13 protein-coding genes and 1 pseudogene are annotated in these 21706 nt (G+C 40.0%); 10 read left to right on the top strand and 4 right to left on the bottom strand.

Annotation, left to right across the window (positions count from 1 at the left end):
• The first annotated feature begins 19 nt into the window (after positions 1–19).
• From JKG64_RS07850 to JKG64_RS07835, 4 genes are read left to right on the top strand one after another with little or no spacing between them, the layout of a single operon-like run.
• A complete protein-coding gene (locus JKG64_RS07850; protein WP_210353748.1) occupies positions 20–1537 on the top strand; it encodes a RagB/SusD family nutrient uptake outer membrane protein in 1518 nt (505 codons plus the stop codon).
• Between the two features lie 5 nt (positions 1538–1542).
• The gene (locus tag JKG64_RS07845) at positions 1543–1818 is read left to right on the top strand and encodes a LysO family transporter (protein WP_210353747.1); all 276 of its coding nucleotides are present in this window, start codon (positions 1543–1545) and stop codon (positions 1816–1818) included.
• Positions 1808–2410 carry a lysine exporter LysO family protein gene (locus JKG64_RS07840; protein WP_210353746.1) on the top strand — a complete coding sequence of 201 codons (603 nt, stop codon included), beginning with the start codon at positions 1808–1810 and terminating at the stop codon, positions 2408–2410. Before JKG64_RS07845 ends, JKG64_RS07840 begins: the two co-directional genes overlap by 11 nt.
• 10 nt (positions 2411–2420) lie before the next feature.
• Positions 2421–4337 carry an MGH1-like glycoside hydrolase domain-containing protein gene (locus tag JKG64_RS07835; RefSeq protein WP_210353745.1) on the top strand — a complete coding sequence of 639 codons (1917 nt, stop codon included), beginning with the start codon at positions 2421–2423 and terminating at the stop codon, positions 4335–4337.
• A 46-nt stretch (positions 4338–4383) separates the two neighbouring features.
• Here the strand turns inward: JKG64_RS07835 and JKG64_RS07830 are convergent, their stop codons facing one another.
• On the bottom strand, positions 4384–5058 hold the full coding sequence (locus JKG64_RS07830; protein WP_210353744.1) for a superoxide dismutase: 675 nt from the start codon (positions 5056–5058) through the stop codon (positions 4384–4386).
• A 194-nt stretch (positions 5059–5252) separates the two neighbouring features.
• Here JKG64_RS07830 and JKG64_RS07825 point away from each other — a divergent pair, with 194 nt between their 5' ends.
• From JKG64_RS07825 to JKG64_RS07810, 4 genes and pseudogenes are all read left to right on the top strand, one after another.
• A complete protein-coding gene (locus JKG64_RS07825) occupies positions 5253–6149 on the top strand; it encodes a helix-turn-helix domain-containing protein (RefSeq protein ID WP_210353743.1) in 897 nt (298 codons plus the stop codon).
• A 166-nt stretch (positions 6150–6315) separates the two neighbouring features.
• A complete protein-coding gene (locus JKG64_RS07820; protein ID WP_210353742.1) occupies positions 6316–7464 on the top strand; it encodes an efflux RND transporter periplasmic adaptor subunit in 1149 nt (382 codons plus the stop codon).
• 30 nt (positions 7465–7494) lie between these two features.
• Positions 7495–10584, top strand: a pseudogene (locus tag JKG64_RS07815) (efflux RND transporter permease subunit); the annotation flags it as partial.
• Between the two features lie 79 nt (positions 10585–10663).
• A complete protein-coding gene (locus JKG64_RS07810) occupies positions 10664–12097 on the top strand; it encodes a TolC family protein (protein ID WP_210353740.1) in 1434 nt (477 codons plus the stop codon).
• A 66-nt stretch (positions 12098–12163) separates the two neighbouring features.
• On the opposite strand, the gene JKG64_RS07805 is transcribed toward JKG64_RS07810, so the two are convergent.
• Complete coding sequence (locus JKG64_RS07805) at positions 12164–13135, bottom strand: hypothetical protein (protein ID WP_210353739.1); 972 nt, start codon at positions 13133–13135, stop codon at positions 12164–12166.
• 184 nt (positions 13136–13319) lie between these two features.
• On the opposite strand from JKG64_RS07805, the gene JKG64_RS07800 reads away from it, so the two are divergent.
• The gene (locus JKG64_RS07800; RefSeq protein ID WP_133585023.1) at positions 13320–13967 is read left to right on the top strand and encodes an MgtC/SapB family protein; all 648 of its coding nucleotides are present in this window, start codon (positions 13320–13322) and stop codon (positions 13965–13967) included.
• A gap of 529 nt (positions 13968–14496) precedes the next feature.
• Here JKG64_RS07800 and JKG64_RS07795 read toward each other — a convergent pair.
• Complete coding sequence (locus tag JKG64_RS07795; protein ID WP_210353738.1) at positions 14497–17049, bottom strand: TonB-dependent receptor; 2553 nt, start codon at positions 17047–17049, stop codon at positions 14497–14499.
• A 442-nt stretch (positions 17050–17491) separates the two neighbouring features.
• Between JKG64_RS07795 and JKG64_RS07790 the strand changes: the two genes are divergently transcribed.
• The gene (locus JKG64_RS07790; protein ID WP_210353737.1) at positions 17492–20866 is read left to right on the top strand and encodes a TonB-dependent receptor; all 3375 of its coding nucleotides are present in this window, start codon (positions 17492–17494) and stop codon (positions 20864–20866) included.
• Between the two features lie 76 nt (positions 20867–20942).
• On the opposite strand, the gene JKG64_RS07785 is transcribed toward JKG64_RS07790, so the two are convergent.
• Positions 20943–21647 carry an LOG family protein gene (locus JKG64_RS07785; RefSeq protein ID WP_210353736.1) on the bottom strand — a complete coding sequence of 235 codons (705 nt, stop codon included), beginning with the start codon at positions 21645–21647 and terminating at the stop codon, positions 20943–20945.
• Positions 21648–21706 lie beyond the last annotated feature (59 nt).

The following is a 21706-nucleotide window of genomic DNA, read 5'->3' as shown; positions in this document are numbered from 1 at the left end:
CTAACTAAAAATAATAAAGATGAAAAGAACAACACTTAAATATATAGTTCTCTGCTTGATTTTGTCGTCAGCGACCATGTCCTGCAGTGATAGATTAGAGTTATCTGCACCAGATCAATTGACATCAGGTAATTTCTGGCGTAATGCATCTGATGCGGAGGCTGGATTAGCATCTGCCTATTCCCAATTGGAATCCTCTACGGATGTATGGGAGTTTTCTGAAATTAAGTTTCCTGTTGAAGCCTATAGGGAGGATATCTGTGTTATAGGGAGTGATGCGATGAATTATCAGACTTGGGTGGAGCTGTACAACTTTACTTATACCAATGGAAATAGCCAATTTTCGAGGTATTGGGATATCAACTACACAGGAATAGCTTTTACAAATCAAGTCATCGAGAAAGTGGCAACGATCGATATGGATGTAACGTATCGCGATCAGATCATTGCGGAGGCAAAGTTCTTACGGGCTTACTACCACATGAAGTTGTTACTCAACTGGGAAAAAATAGTTTTGCGGGATGTATATATAACGAATGAAAGTCAGATTAATAAAGAACTTTCATCACGTACAGAAGTATGGGATTTTATTATAAAGGATTTAGAGGAAGCCGTAGGTGGATTGACACCTAAGCATACGGAAGCTAACGTAGGTCGAGCAACTAAAGGTGCTGGCTATGCTTACTTAGGATATTGTTACCTCACCCGGGCCTATGAAGAGGCTCCAAGACGGGACGAAATGCTAGATAAGGCAGAAAAGGCACTAAGAAATGTAACTGGTTATAGTCTGGAGAAGAACTTTCTGTCCATGTTTGATGGCACTAATAAGAATAGTAAAGAATCTATCTTCGAACTTCAGTTTACAGATAATACGGCCAATGGAGCAAGTTATCGTACAGCTATACACAAATGGATTGCTACAGGTGAACTAGGGGGCTGGGACGAGATCACGCCAAGTAATATGTTGCTGGCCGAGTTCAAAAAAGAGGGAAGGGTGGCTACTACGGGAAATTATGATTCGCGCCTCTATCAAACCTTATTCTGTGAAGATTCTTATTTCAACGATGTTAATACGCCGAGAGTCTATGGGTATACCTATGATGAAGTATTTGAAAATGGTTCTGGTCGGATGAGCTTTAGAAAATATCTTCCTGCGACACTTGATGACCTGAATAAATCTAGAACCGCAGTCAATTTGCCTCTAATGCGTTATGCAGATGTACTCTTGCTATTGGCGGAAACGCTAAATGAACAAGGTAAGCCTGGCGATGCTATTCCTCTTATGAATGAAGTACGCAAGCGTGCGGATATGCCAGCACTGTCTTCAGGACTGGATAAGGAACAGGTAAGAAAGCAAATCGAACATGAACGTATTCTTGAATTTGCATTGGAAAATACGCGTTTTTACGATTTGAGAAGATGGGGCAAAACGAAAGAAGCATTGCACGCGATAGGAAGAACGAATTTTGATCCAAATAGACATAATTTTTATCCAATACCCTTGTTGGAAACTAAGTCGAATGATAAGGTAAATTAAAAAATATGTTAATTGTATTTTTTATCATGGTTGTGGGAGTAGGTGTAGGGATTGGCGTTAGGTCAATCCCTCCTTTCCGACATGTTGGGAAGTGGATTTCGGGAGTTATTTACTTTTTACTCTTTTTATTGGGAAGGGAAGTTGGGACGAATGATCAACTGTTGTCCAGCCTCAGTACACTAGGGATACAAGCCTTGTTGATTACTTCTGGTGCATTGGTCGGAAGTATTTTCTGCGCATGGGGGATTTATAAGTTTCTTTTTCAAAAAGATGAAAGGTAGTCTGATTATTGTCGGTTTTTTTGTGCTAGGGGTTCTTTCGGGAATAGGTGATGTATTTCCTCCAGACTTTTTCTCTATGCACGCTAGCCAATATGTGCTGTATGTGCTCATGTTTTTGGTAGGGCTGAGCATAGGCTATGACAAGGAATTGATTCATTCCTTGCGGCAGACCAACTGGAAGATTTTGTTGGTCCCTATAGGTACTATAATAGGGACTTTGCTTGGAACAGCTGTGATAGGAGTATTTATGCCTCAATGGTCAATAACGGAAAGTATGGCGGTGGGATCTGGATTTGGCTATTACTCATTATCAAGCATTTTTATTACAAAATATAAAGGTGCGGCTCTAGGGACGATTGCATTGATGTCTAACATTATGCGGGAGATATTTGCCCTTTTGGCCACTCCGTTATTGGTGCGTTGGTTTGGACGGTTAGCTCCTATATCAGCCGCTGGCGCGACTAGTATGGATACGAGCTTGCCTATTATCACACAATATAGTGGAAGAACGTATGTGGTGATAGCTATTTCGCACGGTATCATCGTGGACCTCACGGTGCCTTTTTTGGTTACTTTCTTTTGTTCTTTTTAAATAATCTAATATGTTGAAATATTTTTCTTGGATAGGGATGTTCGTTTTATTAGCCTTCAGTATGGCTTGTTCTAATTCAGAAACTATGCGGAATAAGACTGCTTTTGAAATGGACGACTATAATAATCTATTTGATATAAGACAGGATCCTCTGGCGGGAAAACGTCTTACCAATCCACTATATACGGATGGAGGGGCATGGTTGGGATATGGTATTCCTTTGGATACGAATATCGCTGCCTTTTGCGGCCCTTATGATTTAGCTTCACGGAATTGGTGGAGTTCTGCAATTGTGGAATTGGTGGGTGCGGAGCCGGTCGTAGAGGGAGAACCTGAGCGGTTGGGACGGGATAGTATCGTCTCTTATGTGGACCGTTTGTGGATGCGGTCTAATTATAAAGGAGGAAAGGTTGAGCAGACGCTTCGAGTATTGTCGGATTCAACGTCTTTGTTGGTAATAGCAAATAGTTCAGCTGATCCTGTTTGGGTTTCTGGGGCACTTTTGAAAGGGGGATGGAAGCAGGACGGAAATCATATCTGGACGGAGAATGAGAAGGGGGAGGTTATTATGTTGTCATTTCCGGAAGGGGTGAGGCTAAACACTAAGTCAGGAAGATATGTGGGCTGTCTGATGGGGAAGCATCATGTCGTTGCGATTACGCATTTCCGTAACGGTTTCCATAGAGAGGATGCTATAAAAGACGGAGCGAGGATTATTCGCGAGGAGCAGGGGCTGGTCGAAGCACAGCGTATAAGGTGGGAGAATTATTTGAAACCAAATTTTAGAGCGGAACTATCTTTTGAAGCTCATCGAGTAATGGTCAAGAGTGTGGCTACATTGATGAGCAATTGGCGTTCAGCACGGGGAGATATAAAGCATGATGGTATTGTACCTTCTCATGTTGCTGATTATTTTGTCGGTTTATGGGCTTGGGACTCTTGGAAGCATGCTGTAGCGGTAGCTCATGTAGATATTAATCTGGCGAAAAATCAGGTACGTGCCATGTTTGATTTTCAGGATAGTGCTGGAATGGTGGTGGATTGTATTTATCCAGATAGTAAGGAAAATAATTATAGAGATTCTAAGCCACCATTGGCAGCTTGGGCTGTAAATGAGATCTATGAAGTCAATAAGGATAAGGATTTTGTTGGGGAGATGTATGATAAGTTGTTGCGCTACCATAACTGGTGGTATGCTAATAGGGATCATGACCATAACGGTATTTGTGAGTATGGTGCAACCGATGGAACATTGGAGGCAGCAAAATGGGAAAGTGGTATGGATAATGCGATCCGTTTTGATGATGCAAAAATGCTTCGGAATAGTCATGGGGCATGGAGTATGGATCAGGAATCGGTTGAACTGAATGCATACTTAAAAATGGAAAAGGGATATCTGAAAAAGTTTGCCACTATTTTGGGACGATCGTTTGAAGATAGTAATGAGGATGTCGTAGCTCCTTTCTTTGATGAGAATAGAGGTTATTTTTTTGATCGTAGGCTAGGAGGAAATTGGATTGAACACTTTGGTCCAGAGGGATGGGCACCACTGTGGACTGGTTTAGCAACACAAACGCAGGCCGATGCCGTGATAAAGGTGATGAGAGATACAACAAGGTTCTCTACATTTATACCTTTTCCTACAGCTGCTATTTCGGAAGAAAAATTTATGGATAGGGGATATTGGAGGGGGCCAATTTGGTTAGATCAGGTTTATTTTGCTGTATCGGGATTGAGACGTTATGGTTATACATCGCTTGCAGACGCTTATACAGAACAGGTATTTGATCGGCTCGATGGATTGAAATATGAAGGTGCAATCCACGAAAATTATGAAGCACGTACAGGTAAGCGTTTGAAAGCTCCACATTTCAGCTGGTCGGCGGCACACCTCTTCTTGCTGTATAAGGAATTTAAAACATTGTAAAAATAAATAAGCATCCCTAGAGATGCTTATTTATTTTGTTGAGTTGTTATTTCTTTAATGCTTGTTCGTATCTGCTGCTTACTTCTTTCCAGTTGATAATGCTCCAGATAGCTGCTAAATAATCAGGACGTTTGTTTTGATATTTTAGGTAATAGGCATGTTCCCAAACGTCAAGACCCAAGATCGGTGTTCCTTTTTCTTCAACCACATCCATTAGTGGGTTGTCTTGGTTAGGTGTCGAACTAACGAACAACTTACCGTTTTTGTCAACAGAAAGCCAAGCCCACCCTGAACCGAAACGAGAAGCTCCGGCAGCATTTACTTTTTCTTTCATAGCATCTACAGAACCGAAAGTCTCGTTGATGGCTTTTGCTAATTTATCTGAAGGTTTTGTGTTTTTCTCTGGAGTCAGAATCGTCCAAAAAAGCTCATGGTTGTAGTGACCACCGCCATTATTTCTAACTGCTGCACTTTGACCTGATATTTTTGATAACAGTTGCTCAATACTTCCTTTTTCAGCTGCAGTTCCTGCAATTGCTTTGTTTAGATTGGCTGTATAGGCAGCGGCATGTTTAGAATAATGTATCTCCATAGTCTTCGCATCGATAGACTCTTCGAATGCATTGTATCCATATGGTAAAGGGGTCTGCTTAAACTGTGCGAATGTAAACTGTGCGGAAAATAATGCCGCTGCAAATAATGCTGTTTTAACTAGTTTCATGAGTTTTTAGTTTTAATTATACCCAATATTAACAATATCCATGTTAAATAGCGATTAAGATTTAAAAATGATCCCACATTTCGACAAAAATATTACATTGCTCTGTCCAAGATATCGGACTAAACAGAGATTTTTGTCATAGTCATCGTTCTCACACGGCATGGACGGGTGAATAACACAGTTTCTATTTTCTAATGAGTTCTACATATTTGTCCGTTGTTACCTTGGATGATCTGCATGCGCATCTGAATTTTAATCTTAAAACCAATGATTATATTGTTTTTGAGGTTAATAAGGCTAATTATCTGATGCAGAGAAATCTGTTATACAGGGCCGATTATTTTGGTGTATTGCTAGTAAAAGAAGGTTTCGTCCGGTATACGGAAGGGGAGTTGCAATATGTATTAAGAGCCGGAGATATTCTGTTTACCAACAATTCCAGACCTTTTAGGATTGATTATATCTCGGAGGACTATGGGGCTTTGTATATGTTCTTCTCGGAAGAGGTTTTGAAAAGTGTAGGATTGAACTTTGTATCGAATGATGTTTCAGCAACCCTATTGAACGAATCTCAGGATATCATCCGAAATGAACCGGACTTGTTTGCTCGTATGGAATTTTATATGCTGGAATTAAAGCGACTCAATACTCCTCATTTGGACGCACCGCTACTCGAAGGTATCATGTTTCATTTTTTCTCGCTTATCGTTCATGAGATTGTAGCCTTTTTAAGCAGGACTGTGTTGGTTACTCCAAAGTCACCAAGGGAAGAGGCTTTGTCATCTGAGTTTTTTCATTTATTGAAGCAGTTCTTCAAGCAACAGCATGATATTCAGTTTTATGCGGACCAGCTTTTTGTGAGTCGCAAATATTTGGGCCGTGTTGTCAAAAAGACAATGCTGAGAACCCCTAAGGAAATTATCAGTCAGATGCTCATCTTGGAGTCTAAGTTACTTTTAAGAACCTCAAAATTGTCTATTCAAGAGGTTGCATATGCGTTAGGATTTGCGGATCAGGCTGCATTTAGTAAGTTTTTTAAAAAGCATACCGATTTCTCTCCAACTTTCTATAAGTCCCGGGGCGTGGTATAGTCTTTTTTCCTAATTATAGCTACGAGTAATTGTCATAGTACTGTCTTGGCGGTTATTTGGAGATGTTATGAAGCGACCTTTGGACAAATATTGGCGCTTAAGCACCATTTTATACTCGCTCTTTTTATACGATTTTTGTCCGGAAAAATAAAAAAGGGTATATATTATGCGTCAAAAATTCGTATCACAATCATTCAAATTATGGTTACTTTCATTTGTTCTGCTGGCTAGCTGTGGGCAAAATGAAAAGGGCGGAGACTTTAATAACGGGCCAATGGAGGTCCCGATTTCGACAATTACGAAATCAAATGTTGAATTAAAAAAAGAATATGCGACTAGTTTGGAAGGAATTTCCAACGTAGAGATCCGCCCACAGGTTTCGGGTTATCTTACCAAAATATATGTGGAGGAAGGAGCTTACGTGCGTCAAGGACAGGTTCTTTTTAAAATTGAGGATCGGATTTATCAAGAGCAATTGCGGAATGCACAAGCTGTGCTGATGAGTGCGCAGGCAAATTTGGTAAATGTAAAAATTGACCTAGATCGCAAAAAGGAACTCGTCAAAAGCAATATTGTGTCCGATTTGCAAGTAAAGGAAGCGGAAGCAGCCTATCAAGCAGCTTTGGGGACAGTTGGTCAGGCAAAGTCGGCAATAGAATCTGCACGAATCAATGTTGATTTTTCGACGATAAAGGCTCCATTAAATGGTTTCGTAGGTCGGTTTAACTACCGTTTAGGAAGTTTGTTGGCTCCTACAAATCCTGAGGCAATAACGGTGTTGTCGGACAATCGCCAGATATTCGCGTATTTCAGTATGGGCGAAAATGAGTTTATCCGTTTCCAACGCCAGTATGCCGGAGATACAATGGACGAAAAGTTAAAGAAAGTGGAAGATGTTGCCTTGAAGTTATCTGACGGAGAAGGATATGAACATACTGGACGTATAGATGCGGTCGAAGGGCAATTCAACAAAGGAACTGGAGCAATCACGCTACGGGCTCGTTTTGACAATCCCAAAGCATTCTTAAGGAGTGGTAATACAGGTAAGATTATTCTTAAAGAACAGCTTACTGATGCGGTATTGGTTCCGATCGCATCAACTAAATCAATTCAGGAAAAACTGTTTGTCTTCGTCGTGGATAAAGAAGGTAAGGCACAACAGACACCTATCACGGCTGTGGGTAAAGTAGGACAGGATTTTATTGTTTCGGATGGTGTAGAGGTTGGCGACAAGTACGTAGTCAGAGGATTTGATAGGTTACAGAGTGGTACTGCTGTAGTTGCTAAAAGCGAAAAGGGCCAAGAACAGAAATAACTAATACGTTATCACTTTCATTTTTTATTTATGCTAAAGAAGATTATAAAAAAGCCAGTTTTGGCTACTGTTATATCTATTTTGTTGGTGATTCTGGGAGTAGTTGGTATGATCAGTCTACCTATTACGAAATTCCCGGATATTGCACCTCCAACTGTCACAGTAATGGCTGTGTATCCGGGAGCGAATGCCGTGACTATCGCTCGTTCGGTGGCGCCGCCATTGGAGAATGCCATCAACGGGGTGGAAAATATGGATTACATTACATCGACCGCGAGTAACGACGGTACGTTGACGATTACTGTAATTTTCAAGTTAGGAACGGATCCCGATCAGGCGGCTATTAACGTTCAAAATAGGGTAGCGCAGGTCACGAATCAGCTTCCTGCAGAGGTTATCCAGGCCGGTATTACAACCTTGAAACGGCAGAATAGTATGATCGCAATGATCAATCTGACTTCTACGGATGGAAAGATGTCTGACTTGTTCTTGGAAAACTATGCCAAAATAAATATTCTCCCAGAAATCAAAAGGATTAAAGGTGTGGGGGATGCAATGGCATACGGAAATAAGGACTACGCTATGCGGGTTTGGTTGGATCCGGTAAAGCTGAATGCTTATGGTCTGACTCCAAATGATATCTCACGTGCTATTCAGTCTCAAAACTTGGAGGCCGCACCAGGTCGATTTGGAGAATTGACAGATGAAGCTAAGGAATATATACTTCGGTATAAAGGAAAATTTACGGAACCGGAGGAATATGAAGGTATAGTCGTACGGGCAAATGCCGATGGGTCGGTGTTACGATTGAAAGATGTTGCTACGGTCGAGTTTGGAGCATATAGTTATAATGTGTCGTCCCGCTATAATAAAAAGGATGCGGTGACTATGGCTATTTTCCAAATGACAGGATCAAACGCGAATGAGGTACAGATCGCTATGCAGCAACGTATGGATGAATTGGCTAAGTCATTCCCTGAAGGGATGGAGTATACGATTCCTTATGCGACTAAAGAATCGTTGGACCAGTCGATAAGTCAGGTAATATGGACATTGATTGAAGCATTTATTCTGGTATTCATCGTTGTTTATATATTCTTGCAGGATTTCCGGTCGACATTGATTCCAGCTATAGCTGTACCTGTATCCATTGTCGGTACATTCTTCTTTATGAGTCTATTTGGGTTTTCTATCAATATATTGACGCTATTTGCGTTAGTGCTCGCTATCGGTATTGTGGTAGATGATGCTATTGTGGTGGTGGAAGCAGTGCATGCGAAGATGGAACATAAAAAGCTGAGTTCTAGAGCTGCGACGGTATCAGCTATGGGAGATATCTCAGGAGCGATAGTTTCGATTACCTTGGTGATGTCTGCTGTATTTATCCCTGTTGCCTTTATGGAGGGATCTACGGGCTTGTTCTATCAACAGTTTGCGTTGACATTAGCGATTGCTATTCTTATTTCGGCGGTCAATGCTCTTACGTTAAGTCCTGCATTGTGTGCGCTGTTCCTACGTTCGGAGCATGGTTCGAGTGGTAGGGCTAAGTTAGGATTCAAACAACGGTTTTTCCACGGCTTTAATGCTTCTTTTAATAAGATGACGAATCGCTATGGAAGGTCTATCCTCTTTATGTTGAAACACAAATGGATTGCATTTTCGCTGATGCTTGTCTTTGGAGGTGCTTTCGTATGGATGTCCATGACTACGCCAAAAGGCTTTATACCGGATGAAGACCAGAGTTTTGTGATTGTTACGGCCAACTTAAGTCCGGGTACATCTAAATCCAATACGGCAACAGTTATGTCAGATACAGAGGATGTCTTGTTGAAGCACCCTGCTGTACTGGAAGTGATGACGGTGGAGGGATTGAGTTTATTTACAGGAGCAATGTCATCATCTGCCGGTAGCTTGTTCGTCAAGTTGAAGCCTCAAGCTGCACGTGATGGTATCGATCAGGTAATTGGAGAGCTACAAGGAACATTGTCTACGGATGACCGAGCGAATTTTTTGGTATTGAACGTACCAACAGTGGATGGATTCGGTAATACCAGTGGAATGGAGTTGGTATTGCAGGATCGTACGAATGGAGAGTTAGAGCAACTTGGGAATGTCTCTTATGGGATGATGGGAGCACTTATGCAACGTCCTGAAGTTGCCTTTGCTTTTACAACATTCGACGTATCTTATCCACAGTTTGAAGTTCTTGTAGATGAAGTGAAATCTGCACAATTTGGCGTTAGCGTCGCTGATGTAATGGGGGTTATGCAGGGGTATTTCGGAAGTATACAGTCTTCTGACTTTAATCGCTTTGGTAAATATTACCGGGTGTTGGTGCAGTCGACTCCTGAGACCAGAAACGACCAGCAAGCGCTTAACGGATTGTTCGTTCGAAATGCTAACAATGAAATGGTACCTATAAATACACTAGTGACCCTACAGTCTACTACAGGTGCCGAGGTGGTCGAACGCTTTAATCTATTTAATGCGTCTAATCTAACAGTAGTTCCTGCTCCAGGCTACAGTACGGGACAGGCTATGCAAGCTGTAGAAGAGGTGAGTGAACAGGTGTTGCCTCCTGGCTATACCTATGATTTCAAAGGGATGAGCCGTGAGGAGAGTCAGGCGACTTCACAAACGACAATGATATTTATTCTTTGTATTGTCTTTGTTTACTTCTTGTTGTCTGCACAGTATGAGAGCTATATGTTGCCATTTGCAGTGCTTTTGAGTATTCCTGTGGGACTGTCTGGTGTGTTCTTTGGTATTGGCCTTGGTGGTTTGTCCAACAATATATATGTACAGATCGCTATGGTCATGCTTATTGGTCTCTTGGCTAAGAATGGTATTTTGATTGTCGAATTTGCGATACAGCGCAGACAGGCTGGAAAGAGTCTGGTAGCATCGGCTGTCGAAGGAGCAAAAGCGCGGTTGCGCCCTATTCTGATGACATCGCTGGCATTTATTGCTGGTCTGACACCTCTTCTGTTTGTTGTCGGTCCATCTGCAATGGGGAACCACTCTATTGGTTATGCCGCGATATTCGGAATGGTGGTTGGAACAATATTGGGACTTTTCATTACCCCTATTCTTTTTGTACTATTTCAGTATTTGCAGGAAAAAATGCAGGGTAAAGAGCTTACAGATGCTGACTGGGAACGCTAATCAAAATGAGGTTATGCATATAGGAATTACAAAAATGAAACAAAATATTATACTTAAAGCTATTCCATTGGCATTATTAGCTGGATTGGGAGCTTGTACAGTACAGAAGTATCAGCGGTCTGAAAATCTGCCGGTTGCAACGAGTTATCGAGATGTATTTGATGGTATCGGTACAGACTCGGCAGAAAATATCGCTAATCTGGATTATCATAGTTTTTTTAGGGACCCGCTGTTGATTCAGCTTATAGATAGTAGCTTAGCTAAGAATAACAATTTGCAGGTTGCTATCAAGCAGATTGAGATCGCCTCATTGGGATATAAGCAATCTAAATGGGCGAATGTACCAGTAGTGCAAGCTACTGTTGTTGGAGCAGGTATAAATAGACCTTCTGATAATAGTTTAAATGGGCAGATGGCACAACAGGGGATGGGTAAAAGTTATACCCCGGATTATAATGCTGCTGTGTTGGGTGTCTCTTGGGAAGCCGATATATGGGGAAAAATAAAGGCACAGAAGCAAGAAGCATTGGTTGATTATTTAAAAACGGAAGAAGCAGTACGGGCTGTCAAATCTGGATTGGTCAGCGAAGTAGCACAAGGTTATTATAATCTTCTGATGTTGGACAAACAACGGGAAGTAAGTCAGCAGAATTTGCTCTTGATGGATAGTACACTTGTCATTCTCCAAAAGCAAATGGAATTAGGGTTGACGAATGCTCTGGCTGTTCAACAGCAAGAAATGACGCGCGATCAGTTAGATCATCAGTTGCGGGATATTGAGAGTGCTGTTCATACGCAAGAAAATGCGTTACAATTGCTCTGTGGACGTGTTCCTGCTGCAATAGTACGGAGCAAAGGGCTTGACGAGATCTTAGTACCTAGGGAAATGGAAACAGGGGTACCTGTTCAGCTTTTAGGAAATAGACCCGACGTGCGCAGCAGTGAATTGGAAATCCGGAAGTTACAGTTGGCAACACATGCCGCTAAAGTAAGTATGTATCCGGCATTGAATATTACGGCGCAGGGTGGACTGAATGCCTTTAAAGCTTCTAATTGGTTTAATCTACCCGGTTCTTTGTTTGGGATGGCAGCAGGGAGTGTTGTGCAACCGGTATTACAGGGTAAGCAACTGAAAACACGATATGAACAGTCTAAGATTATGGTGGAACAGGCTGAATTGAATTTCAAACAATCTCTATTAGTGGCCGCGACAGAAGTATCGGATGCATTGATACGGATACAAAAGCTGGAAGAGCAAGAAGCGATATCGCTACAAATGGTGGATCGAGCTGGAGTTATGGTGAATAATTCCTTAACACTATTCCGTTATAATAATGCCAGTTACCTGGAAGTAATTTTAGCGCAGACTAACAAACTACAGGCTGACTTGGGACTTGCTACGACCAAAACATTAAAGCTTCAGTCTATTGCAAATTTGTATAGAGCACTAGGCGGAGGTTGGAAATAAAAAGCTAATCCTTCGATCGATAAGTCGGACTTCTGGAAATGGAGTCCGACTTATTTGTTTTTGTAACTATAGTCGTTCTATCTCTAAGGAAAGTGCCATCAGTTCTTGTTTTAAGAGGTTGATGTGGGACTCTAGCTGGTCATACATGTCGGCACGATTGTTTAGCTGGTCTGCGTTGTATTTGCCTCCTTTTCCAAAGTAGAGCTTATCCAGTACCTGTTCGTCATCATCTTCATCGATTTGTCCAAAGTTTTTCCATTTTTCAATGATTTGTAATCGGACAGATTTGCCTGCTGAATCGTTAGGGTCTGCATAATTGAGGTAGTACCATATGAAAGGCGGGAAGTTTGAAGAAGTGGTACTCCCTAGCCATACGTCTTCTAATGCGTTGCGTTCGTGGTAAAATTCGATTTTACGTTTGTTGAATAGCATCAAGAGACCTAAAGTAGCCTCCGCAACACCTGTTCCAATACCAATACTGTTACTTACCTTTTGGTTATTGATGGTGCCTCCTGTGGCTATGGCACCAGCAGCACCGATTACAATGGCGCTAATTGTTAACTTCGATTCTAGATTACTTTGCTTTCCTTCTAAAAAATTGGCTATTTGGCTTGTACGTTCTTCTTCACAATCCATTTCTGAAGAAACAGCGGATACAATCAAAGAGGCATTATTTATCTTCTGAAAGATATCCAATCTCAAACTGACCATGTCCAATTTATGCTCTACAGAAGCAGAGCTGATGTCTTCTTTAGCCCTTGCGTAGCGAGTCAATGGATCTAGGATGCCTATGGCATTGGCGATATTGAGGCTTTTTTTTGATATCTTATTCTGTAATAGACTGTCGATAGAGAGTTGGTGCAGTGGAGGCGGAAGCTCGCTTTCTTTATAGCTGTATACATTTTGTTGATTACAGTTGCTATGTCTCAATTGTGAGGAGAAAGCAGAGTTATTGTAGGAAGCACAGGAAGCCAGTAGTGTAGATAGGGACACAATTGCAACACAGAAGGACTGGTATTGGATTCTGTTTTTTTTCATAAGGCACATAAGGTATGGTAACATAAGCTGTCATAAATGTATGATTTACTGGGAGAAGTCACAATAATAACAGGAAAAATAAAATGGATAGGAGAAGTATTCAAATTAGTCATTTTGGGTTTATATTTGCTACTAGATAATTACTGTGGAGTTGTCGATGTAGTTTTAATTTTATTGTATCCTTATGATAGGTGATTTATTCTCTAATGAGAACTTTCAAACAATTGTAGTATCCTTGCTATGCGGTTCTATCGTGGGGATGGAGCGTGAATACCGTAATAAGTCTGCGGGGTTTCGCACTGTTATTTTGATTTGTTTGGGGGCTACTATATTTACGATGGCTTCGCGTCTAGGGAATATGGCTGACGATCGGATTGCGGCAAACATTGTTACTGGGATTGGTTTCTTGGGGGCGGGAGTGATATTTCGCGGTAAGTTCTCTGTTCAGGGCTTGACTACTGCGGCTGTAATATGGACTATGGCAGCAGTGGGGATGTTGGTTGGATTTGGACAGTTTATGCTCGGTATTTCTCTGGCAATATTGATGGTCGTGGTGCTTTCATTATTTCAGAAGATGGAAACGGTGTTGTCTAATATTTATTTCTCAAGAACGATTTATGTTACGTTTATAGATAACAAAGCATCCAGGCTGTATGAGTTCGAGACTTTTCTAAAAGAAAGCGGTATTAACTCGTTGCGGAAAGGGATCGAGAAGAAGGGGGATAAGCTTATGGTAGTATACGAGATATCGAGTCGGAGACAACGGGTGCGAATGATGAACGAACGTATAATTTCTATCGATTATGTGGATTCATTTAGCAATATTTCATAAAATAGAAAAGGGGGAGACTATTTCGTTGTGCTAAAGTTCAAATGAACGATAAAGTCTACTTCAAAGAAAACCCGTTTTAAATACATTAAGCCTTGGGTTCCACTAGAGGCCGTTTTGCTTTTATTTCTTACGTTGATTTTAATATCTAGCATCATTTAAAGGTCTGAGCTTTTCACGAGCAGAGCCCATTGGTCTATTTTCTACTCTTCATGTATTATTTTAAGATTAATTAGCTAATACTAATAGCTAGGAGACATGTTATTACTACGTTATTATTTGACAAGTAATAAATCGGAATACACAAGGGAAATAACAGGGGTTTTATTCGCTTTGGTCCGAATGAAGTCCCTGTTATCTCCGAATAAAGTCCGTATGAAATCCTTATTATATAATAAAATGTACCCTAGTTGGTATCAAGTTGAACCTGTTTTGGTTTAAGAAATGTGAAGTAATAGTTTTTTGCTGTATAAAAAAGGGCTGTCTCGTAATACTCGTGACAGCCCTTTTTTATGATATAATAATAAAATGATTAAAAAGTCATTTTAATTGATCCATTCCAAGTACGTCCCCATCCCATCAATACAAAGTTGGATGTGTTTATACCTTTCCAATTGTCTGTACTAGCAGTAGCTTCTGTATTTGAAGTAGCATCTGTAATATACAACGTGTTGAATAGGTTGTTTACATTTGCTCTTAGACTTAATGTGTTCTTGTGGCTCAATTGTAGTTTGTAAGAGATACCTGCATCTACTAATTCGTAGTTTGGTAAATGTAATGTAGGACCGACTTTAGGAAGGCTACCATATAGTCTTTCATAACGTCTATAATCAGCATCGAAAGATAGTCCTATCGGTAAAGAGTATTTTGCTCCAGCACCAAAGGAAGTTTGTGCAGCATCACCTACATGTACGTTAGTAAGGTCGCGGTTGGTTATTGCCAAGTCAACGCGAGATTCATTACGAACGATTGTCGTAGCATTTCCATCGTATTTCCAGTCACCTAATGAGCCGAAACCTTTTAATCTAAAGCCTTTGAATGGGCGCACTACAAAATCCAGTTCCAAACCTTGGTGTACTTGTTTAACACCATAGTTTGAGAAATATAGGAAATCATTTACTGCAAGAAGAGACGGATCATTATTAGGGTTGTATTTTTTAACGTCATCTGCTGTAGCACGGCTAGAGCTTCCTGTAACACGGTTGTCCCATGTTGTACGGTAAGCATTAAGGTTCAGATCAAAATATTCTGATGCAAATTTATACCCAAGTTCTAAACCAATGATTTCTTCATTCTTAGCATTCTCATTGACGTCATTTCTATTGTTCATAAAAATGTTATTCTGGTAAGGCTGTCTAGAGTAGATACCAGCATTACCGAATAAAGTATGGTTTTCTACCGTGTAGCTTAGACCTCCCTTAGCATTATAGCCAAAGTTGTTAACGTTTTTCGATTTTTGATCCCCCGGTTTGTATTGGAAATAATCCTCACGTACGTTTTGTTGATAAGATGCAGAGCCTTGGAAGAATGCAGTGAAGCCATTTTTTGCATACTCGATCTGTCCGAAACCGCCAGCATAACGTACGGATTGATCGTAATCCCAGCCTATTCTTTCTTCTGAATTTTTAGGACGGTCTCCCCACGTCTTCCACGGGTTGGTTGTATAGGTTGTTGTGATATTGGTGACCCCTGGGAAATTTACATTGCCTTGGTGACCGATACTTGTAGCTCCTAATAGATCTGTTGCCTGTCTGTAGTGTTCGCCTTTATAATCTCTTAGATCAAAACCAAGATTGAAATTCCAGTTTTCATTCAGCTGACGGTTGTAGTTGGAAACTATACCAAACCATTGGTGGTTGTTAACATCGGCTAATAATATGGGATTTAAAAGCGTTTTGCTTGGTTTTTGATAACTCTGTCCACCACCACGCGCCATAGAAGCGTATACTACAGTAGATAAAGAGGCTTTGTCTGAAATCTGCCAATCCCAGTTCAAGTTAGCCACTGGTTTGTGGTAGTAGTTTTTCCGGGGATTCATTTCTACACCATTGATTGTTTCTATGTTGTCGTTGTATTTACGACCCTTCTCTAAGAAGTTACTTAATCTTGAAGTAAAACCTTGATTGTGCCATTGTGGTGCACCTGTCACCATCAAGTTTAGGTTATGCTTTTCGTTGACTTTGTAACCAACAGACAAAAAGTAGTTTTGACCAGCACCTCCAGTTCTGTCCATATAACCATCTCCACGCCAGTCTGTGATCATAGCTGATACCGCAAAACCGCTTTTTAATAAACCTGTATTATATGCTAAAGTAGATTTACGGTACATATCGTTGGCAACAGAGCGACTGAAGAAACCACCCTCTTTCATGTCCGTAGACTTTGTAACGAAGTTTGTAGTACCACCTACAGAAGAGATAGCTAATTTGGAGGAACCTAAACCGCGTTGAATCTGAATAACAGATGCAATATCGGTCAAGCCATTCCAGTTAGACCAAAACACCCGGCCGTTGTCCATACCATTGATCGGTTGGCCATTTAGTAAGAATGCGGTGTTGGATTGATCAAATCCACGGGTTGTCATTGACGATTCTCCAAAGCCACGTGCCTGACTGGTGATATAAACAGAAGGTGTATTTGCTAATGCAGCTGTAATATCCTGAGCACCTACTTTTTCTTCAATTTCGTCACGGCGGATAGTAGATACCGCAATGGGTGTCTGTCTACCCTCTGCAATATCAATCACGCCCTTTCCGACAATAACGATTTCGTCAAGGGATTGGTCTGCTGTAGGAACTAAAATAATCGTTCCGATAGTACTTTTTTCTGAAAAAGTAAGGGACTGTGACGCATGACCAATGTACTTGATTTCTAGTTGTCCTGTGTTGTGTTCTGTTTTTAGCGTAAAATTACCATTGGCATCTGATGATGTTCCAATTTTACTTCCAGAAACTAGAATTGTTGCTCCGGCGATAGGGTGTTTCCCGTCCGTGATTTTACCGGTTATTACTTGTTGGGCTAAAGCAATATTACCAGTAAGCATGCATGCTAAGGTCGCATACAAGAGGGTGGATTTTTTTTGCATTATTAGATTAACTATAAATTTGGCGCAAAGGTAGGTTTTTTTATGTTCCGATAAAGCATTGTTTTGAAGTAAAATACATGTTTTTTAAGTATTTATTATTTTCAGCCATTTTGTTGTTTAGAACGGAAAAATGTTAGTTAGGAAATTGTTTTAAAAAACTAACATTGTTACGTTCGATCGTTCGGTGCTTGAAATAATTTGATGATTTTGTAAATGTTAATTTTTGTTAAAAATATAATTTTTGACATCAAATCAAATTAAGTTTTTAACAAGCTGTCCTTATTTCTAAGATGTTTTGAAATAAGTGTAATTTTTGTTGAAATATGAACCTTAGGTTTTGTGTTACATGTTGATTTACTGTATATTAAATTTATGTTAAGTGTGTCTTTTTGATAACACTCTTGTTAGTTTTGTTGTCGATTTAACTATCTTAAAAATAAATATGAAAAAATCTTTACTTTTTTTCGCTTTGGTTTTGGCCAGTTATGGTACCATTCACGCACAGGTTACTACGAGTAGCATGAATGGAGTTGTAACGGAGTCCTCCGGACATGTTACAGTTGGAGCTACAATTAAAGCAATCCACTTGCCATCAGGAACAGCCTATTCTGGTTCTGCTAATTCAACTGGTCGGTTTAATTTAGCCAATATGCGTGTGGGGGGACCTTACCGTGTAGAGGTGACTTATGTTGGGCAAAGCCCAATTGTTTACGAAGATGTATATCTTCAATTGGGACAAGCTTTTGTGTTAAATCCAATATTTGGTGACACTGCCAAAGCTTTAGACGAAGTCACTGTGACAGGCACAAGAGGGGCATCAGTGCTAAAGTCTGGAGCTTCAACACGTGTTGGACAACGCCAGATTCAGGAATTACCTCAAACTTCTCGTAGTATTACAGAGTTTACTCGTCTTACCCCTCAGGCAAATGGAACATCATTTGCTGGTAGAGATGCACGTTATAATAATCTACAGATTGATGGTGCTAACTTTAATAACGGATTTGGAACGGATACAAATAATCCACTTCCTGGAGGACGTTCCCAACCTATTTCTTTGGATGCAATCGAAGAAATTTCTGTTAACATAGCACCATTTGATATAACACAATCTGGATTTACAGGAGCCGGAATAAATGCCGTAACCAAATCTGGTACAAATACGTTTCATGGAACAGCCTATGGTTATTTTACTAACGAGAATCTCAACGGTTATAAAATCAATGGTGAAAAAGGTCCTGATTTTGTTTTGGGAGCAAAAAAGAATTTTGGTGTTACAGTTGGGGGGCCTATTATAAAAGATAAATTATTCTTCTTTTTATCTGCCGAACGTGAGGCAGCTACGGGAGCTAATGCTTCTGGAGCCAATTTATGGAAGGCTTCAAAAGATGGAACGGCAAATATAGCTCAGAATATTTCACGTGTAAAAGAGGATGACTTAATAGCTGTTCAAAACCATCTTAAGACAGTTTGGGGGTATGATCCAGGTGCATATCAGGGATTTGCAAATACTGCTGAACAATATGGTAACAAGTTCTTAGCACGTATTGATTATAATATTAACGACAAGCATAAATTAGCATTCCGTTATAACGTATTACGTGGAGAATCTAATCAGATTACAAATAATGACTCTGGACCTAGACCTCGTTCGACATCATATAGGATTTCGGAAAATTCAATGGCTTTTCAGAATGCACATTATAGTTTTGAGAATATTGTTCGATCCTTTACTACAGAGTTAAATTCATCCTTTAATTCAATCTTTTCTAATAAGTTCTTATTCACTTATTCAAAGATTCAAGAGCGCCGGAAAACACCTTCGGACCAATTGTTCCCTTTTGTCGATATTTGGGATGGTAACGTTGGATCAAATCCTGCAGTTGGAACTGCTAACTATATGAGTTTTGGTACAGAGCTTTTCTCCTACAAAAATGACGTAGTGAATGATAATTACTCTTTTACCAATAATTTGAATATGAATTTCGGTAAGCATAATATTACTGCTGGAGCTGCTTTTGAAATTCAAAAATTTGGTAATTCTTATACCCGTATGGGGACTGGGTACTATCGTTATGCTTCTGTAGCAGATTTCTTAAAAACAGGGACCCCTCAGGAAGTAGCGCCTATTATGTATGGTATTACTTATCCTTATGAAGGTCAGGATACATATTCTAGAATTAATTTTGGTTTAGCTTCTTTGTATGCCCAAGATCATTTTTCAGTAAATGATCAGTTAGATTTGACTTTTGGTTTACGGGCAGAACTGCCAATTTATATTAATAAACTGGCTGGGAATAAATCTATAGATGCTCTAGAACTTCTAGATATTAATGGGAATCCTAAACATTATTCTTCTAGTACTTGGCCTAAATCTCGTATTATGTTATCTCCTCGTTTAGGATTTAATTATGATGTATTTGGAGATCGTAGTCTGACTCTTCGAGGGGGGACGGGAATTTTCACAGGCCGTATCCCATTTGTGTGGTTGACAAATATGCCAACAGCTTCTGGAGTTCTACAAAACACAATAGAACCAGACGGGTATAATGCTGTCAAAGATTGGATTGGAGGAATTAGATTTCAACCAAATGATCCTTACTATTATGTTAATAATGTTCCTGCCGGAGGTGAGAATGTGTTTATAAAAACACCAAACGAAGGAGCTCCTGCTACTTTTGCCTTAGTGGATGATAATTTTAGAATGCCGATGGTATGGAGATCAAGCTTGGGGGTAGATTATCAAATACCAAATACCCCAGTTACATTAATAACCGACCTATTGTATACTAAGGATGTTTATGCTGTAATGCAGTTTGGTGCAAATCGTAAATCTTCTAAGAATTTCTTAAGTAATGCAGGCGATAATCGTGAGCTTTACACTAATTTGGGCGATTATAGATATAATGATAAAATTGGAGCGAATAGTGCTACTGTCTTAACGAACACAAGTGTTAAAGGATACGCCTTATCTGCTACTTTCGGAGCTTCAGTATCTAGATGGAACGGCTTGTCTGGTTCGGTGTTCTATACTTACTCTAAAGCAAAAGATGTTTCGGCAAATAGTGGATCCAGTGCTGCATCAGCCTGGGGAGCTTCTCCGGTAATCAATTCGCCTAACGACATGATGTTGCATACTTCTAATTTTGCTATTCCACATCGTGTTGTCGCTAATATTAGTTATACTATCAAGAATACTACATTGGGGATATATTATGACGGATCTCATCAAGGCCGTTACTCTTATTACTACCAAAATGACCTTAATGGTGATGGTTTAGCTGTTGATTTAATGTACTTACCTAATAAGGCTTCTGATTTGAGGTTTGAAGAGTACACTGTAAGTTACAAAAATCCAGCAGGACAAACTGTAAGTAAAAAATTCACTGTAGGTGATCAAGAAAAAGCGCTAGAAGCTTTCATTGCCGAAAATAACTTAGAAAGTTATCGTGGCAAATATTTACCAAGAAATGAGTTCTTAATGCCTTGGTTGAATAGGTTTGATGTACGGTGGACACAAGATCTGTTTCGTAATATTGGAATGAAAGGTGATAAATTACAAATGACAGTGGATATTGTCAACTTTGCAAACTTGCTAAATTCAAGTTGGGGAGTTCAAACAAATATATTAAGTGCGGGAAGGAATATTTTGACTACGCGTAGTATTGATAATCAGAACGTACCTACTTTTCGTATGATGAACAATACGGATGCGAATATTGATAATGGGGCACCTTACTTGGTTAATACTCCATTCCGTCCAGCAAGTACAAAAGGTACAACTTGGACAGCAACGTTGGGATTGCGCTACGCTTTCTAGTATTTGAAAATAGTAGTATTTATAAACCCCCTTAACCAATTTAGCTAAGGGGGTTTTCTTTTTGCAGAATTTTTTATTAAAAATTCGGTTTCAATAAATATTTATCATAGAAGCGGAAGATATGTTCTACGGCTTCTTCTGCGGAGTCTACCAAGCGGAATAACTTGAGGTCTTCTGAGGCAATGTAAGCATTGCTAAGCATGGTTTTCTCTACCCATTCCAATAATCCGCCCCAATAATCCGAACCCACTAAAATAATTGGGAAGCGAGCGATTTTGCCAGTCTGGATTAGTGTTATAGCTTCAAATAGTTCGTCCATAGTACCAAAACCTCCGGGCATGACAATATATCCTTGCGAATATTTCATAAACATTACCTTGCGGACAAAGAAGTAGTTGAACTCCATGATCTTGTCCCTGTCGATGTATTTGTTATGGAATTGTTCGAAAGGAAGTTCAATATTCAAACCTACAGATTTACCACCTGCAAGATAAGCACCTTTATTGGCTGCTTCCATAATACCAGGGCCACCACCTGAAATGACACCGTAACCTTTCTCTGCTAAAAGCTTGGCAATCTCTACTGCCATCTCATAATAATGGTGTGTCTCTGGTGTGCGTGCTGAACCAAAAATAGATACACAAGGTCCGATTTTAGCCAACTTCTCAAAACCATCTACAAACTCGGACATGATTTTGAAAATCTGCCATGAGTCCTTAACTTTTATTTCCTGCCAAGTCTTATTGGCAAATGAATTTCTAATTCTAGTCTCTCCTGTCATATATACGTAGATATCGTGAACAATATGCCACAATATAATCAAACAGAAAAGAGTATGCA

The sequence above is a fragment of the Sphingobacterium tabacisoli genome (genome assembly GCF_017908035.1).
Lineage (GTDB): Bacteria > Bacteroidota > Bacteroidia > Sphingobacteriales > Sphingobacteriaceae > Sphingobacterium > Sphingobacterium tabacisoli.
This window is presented reverse-complemented; position numbering and strand designations above follow the sequence as displayed.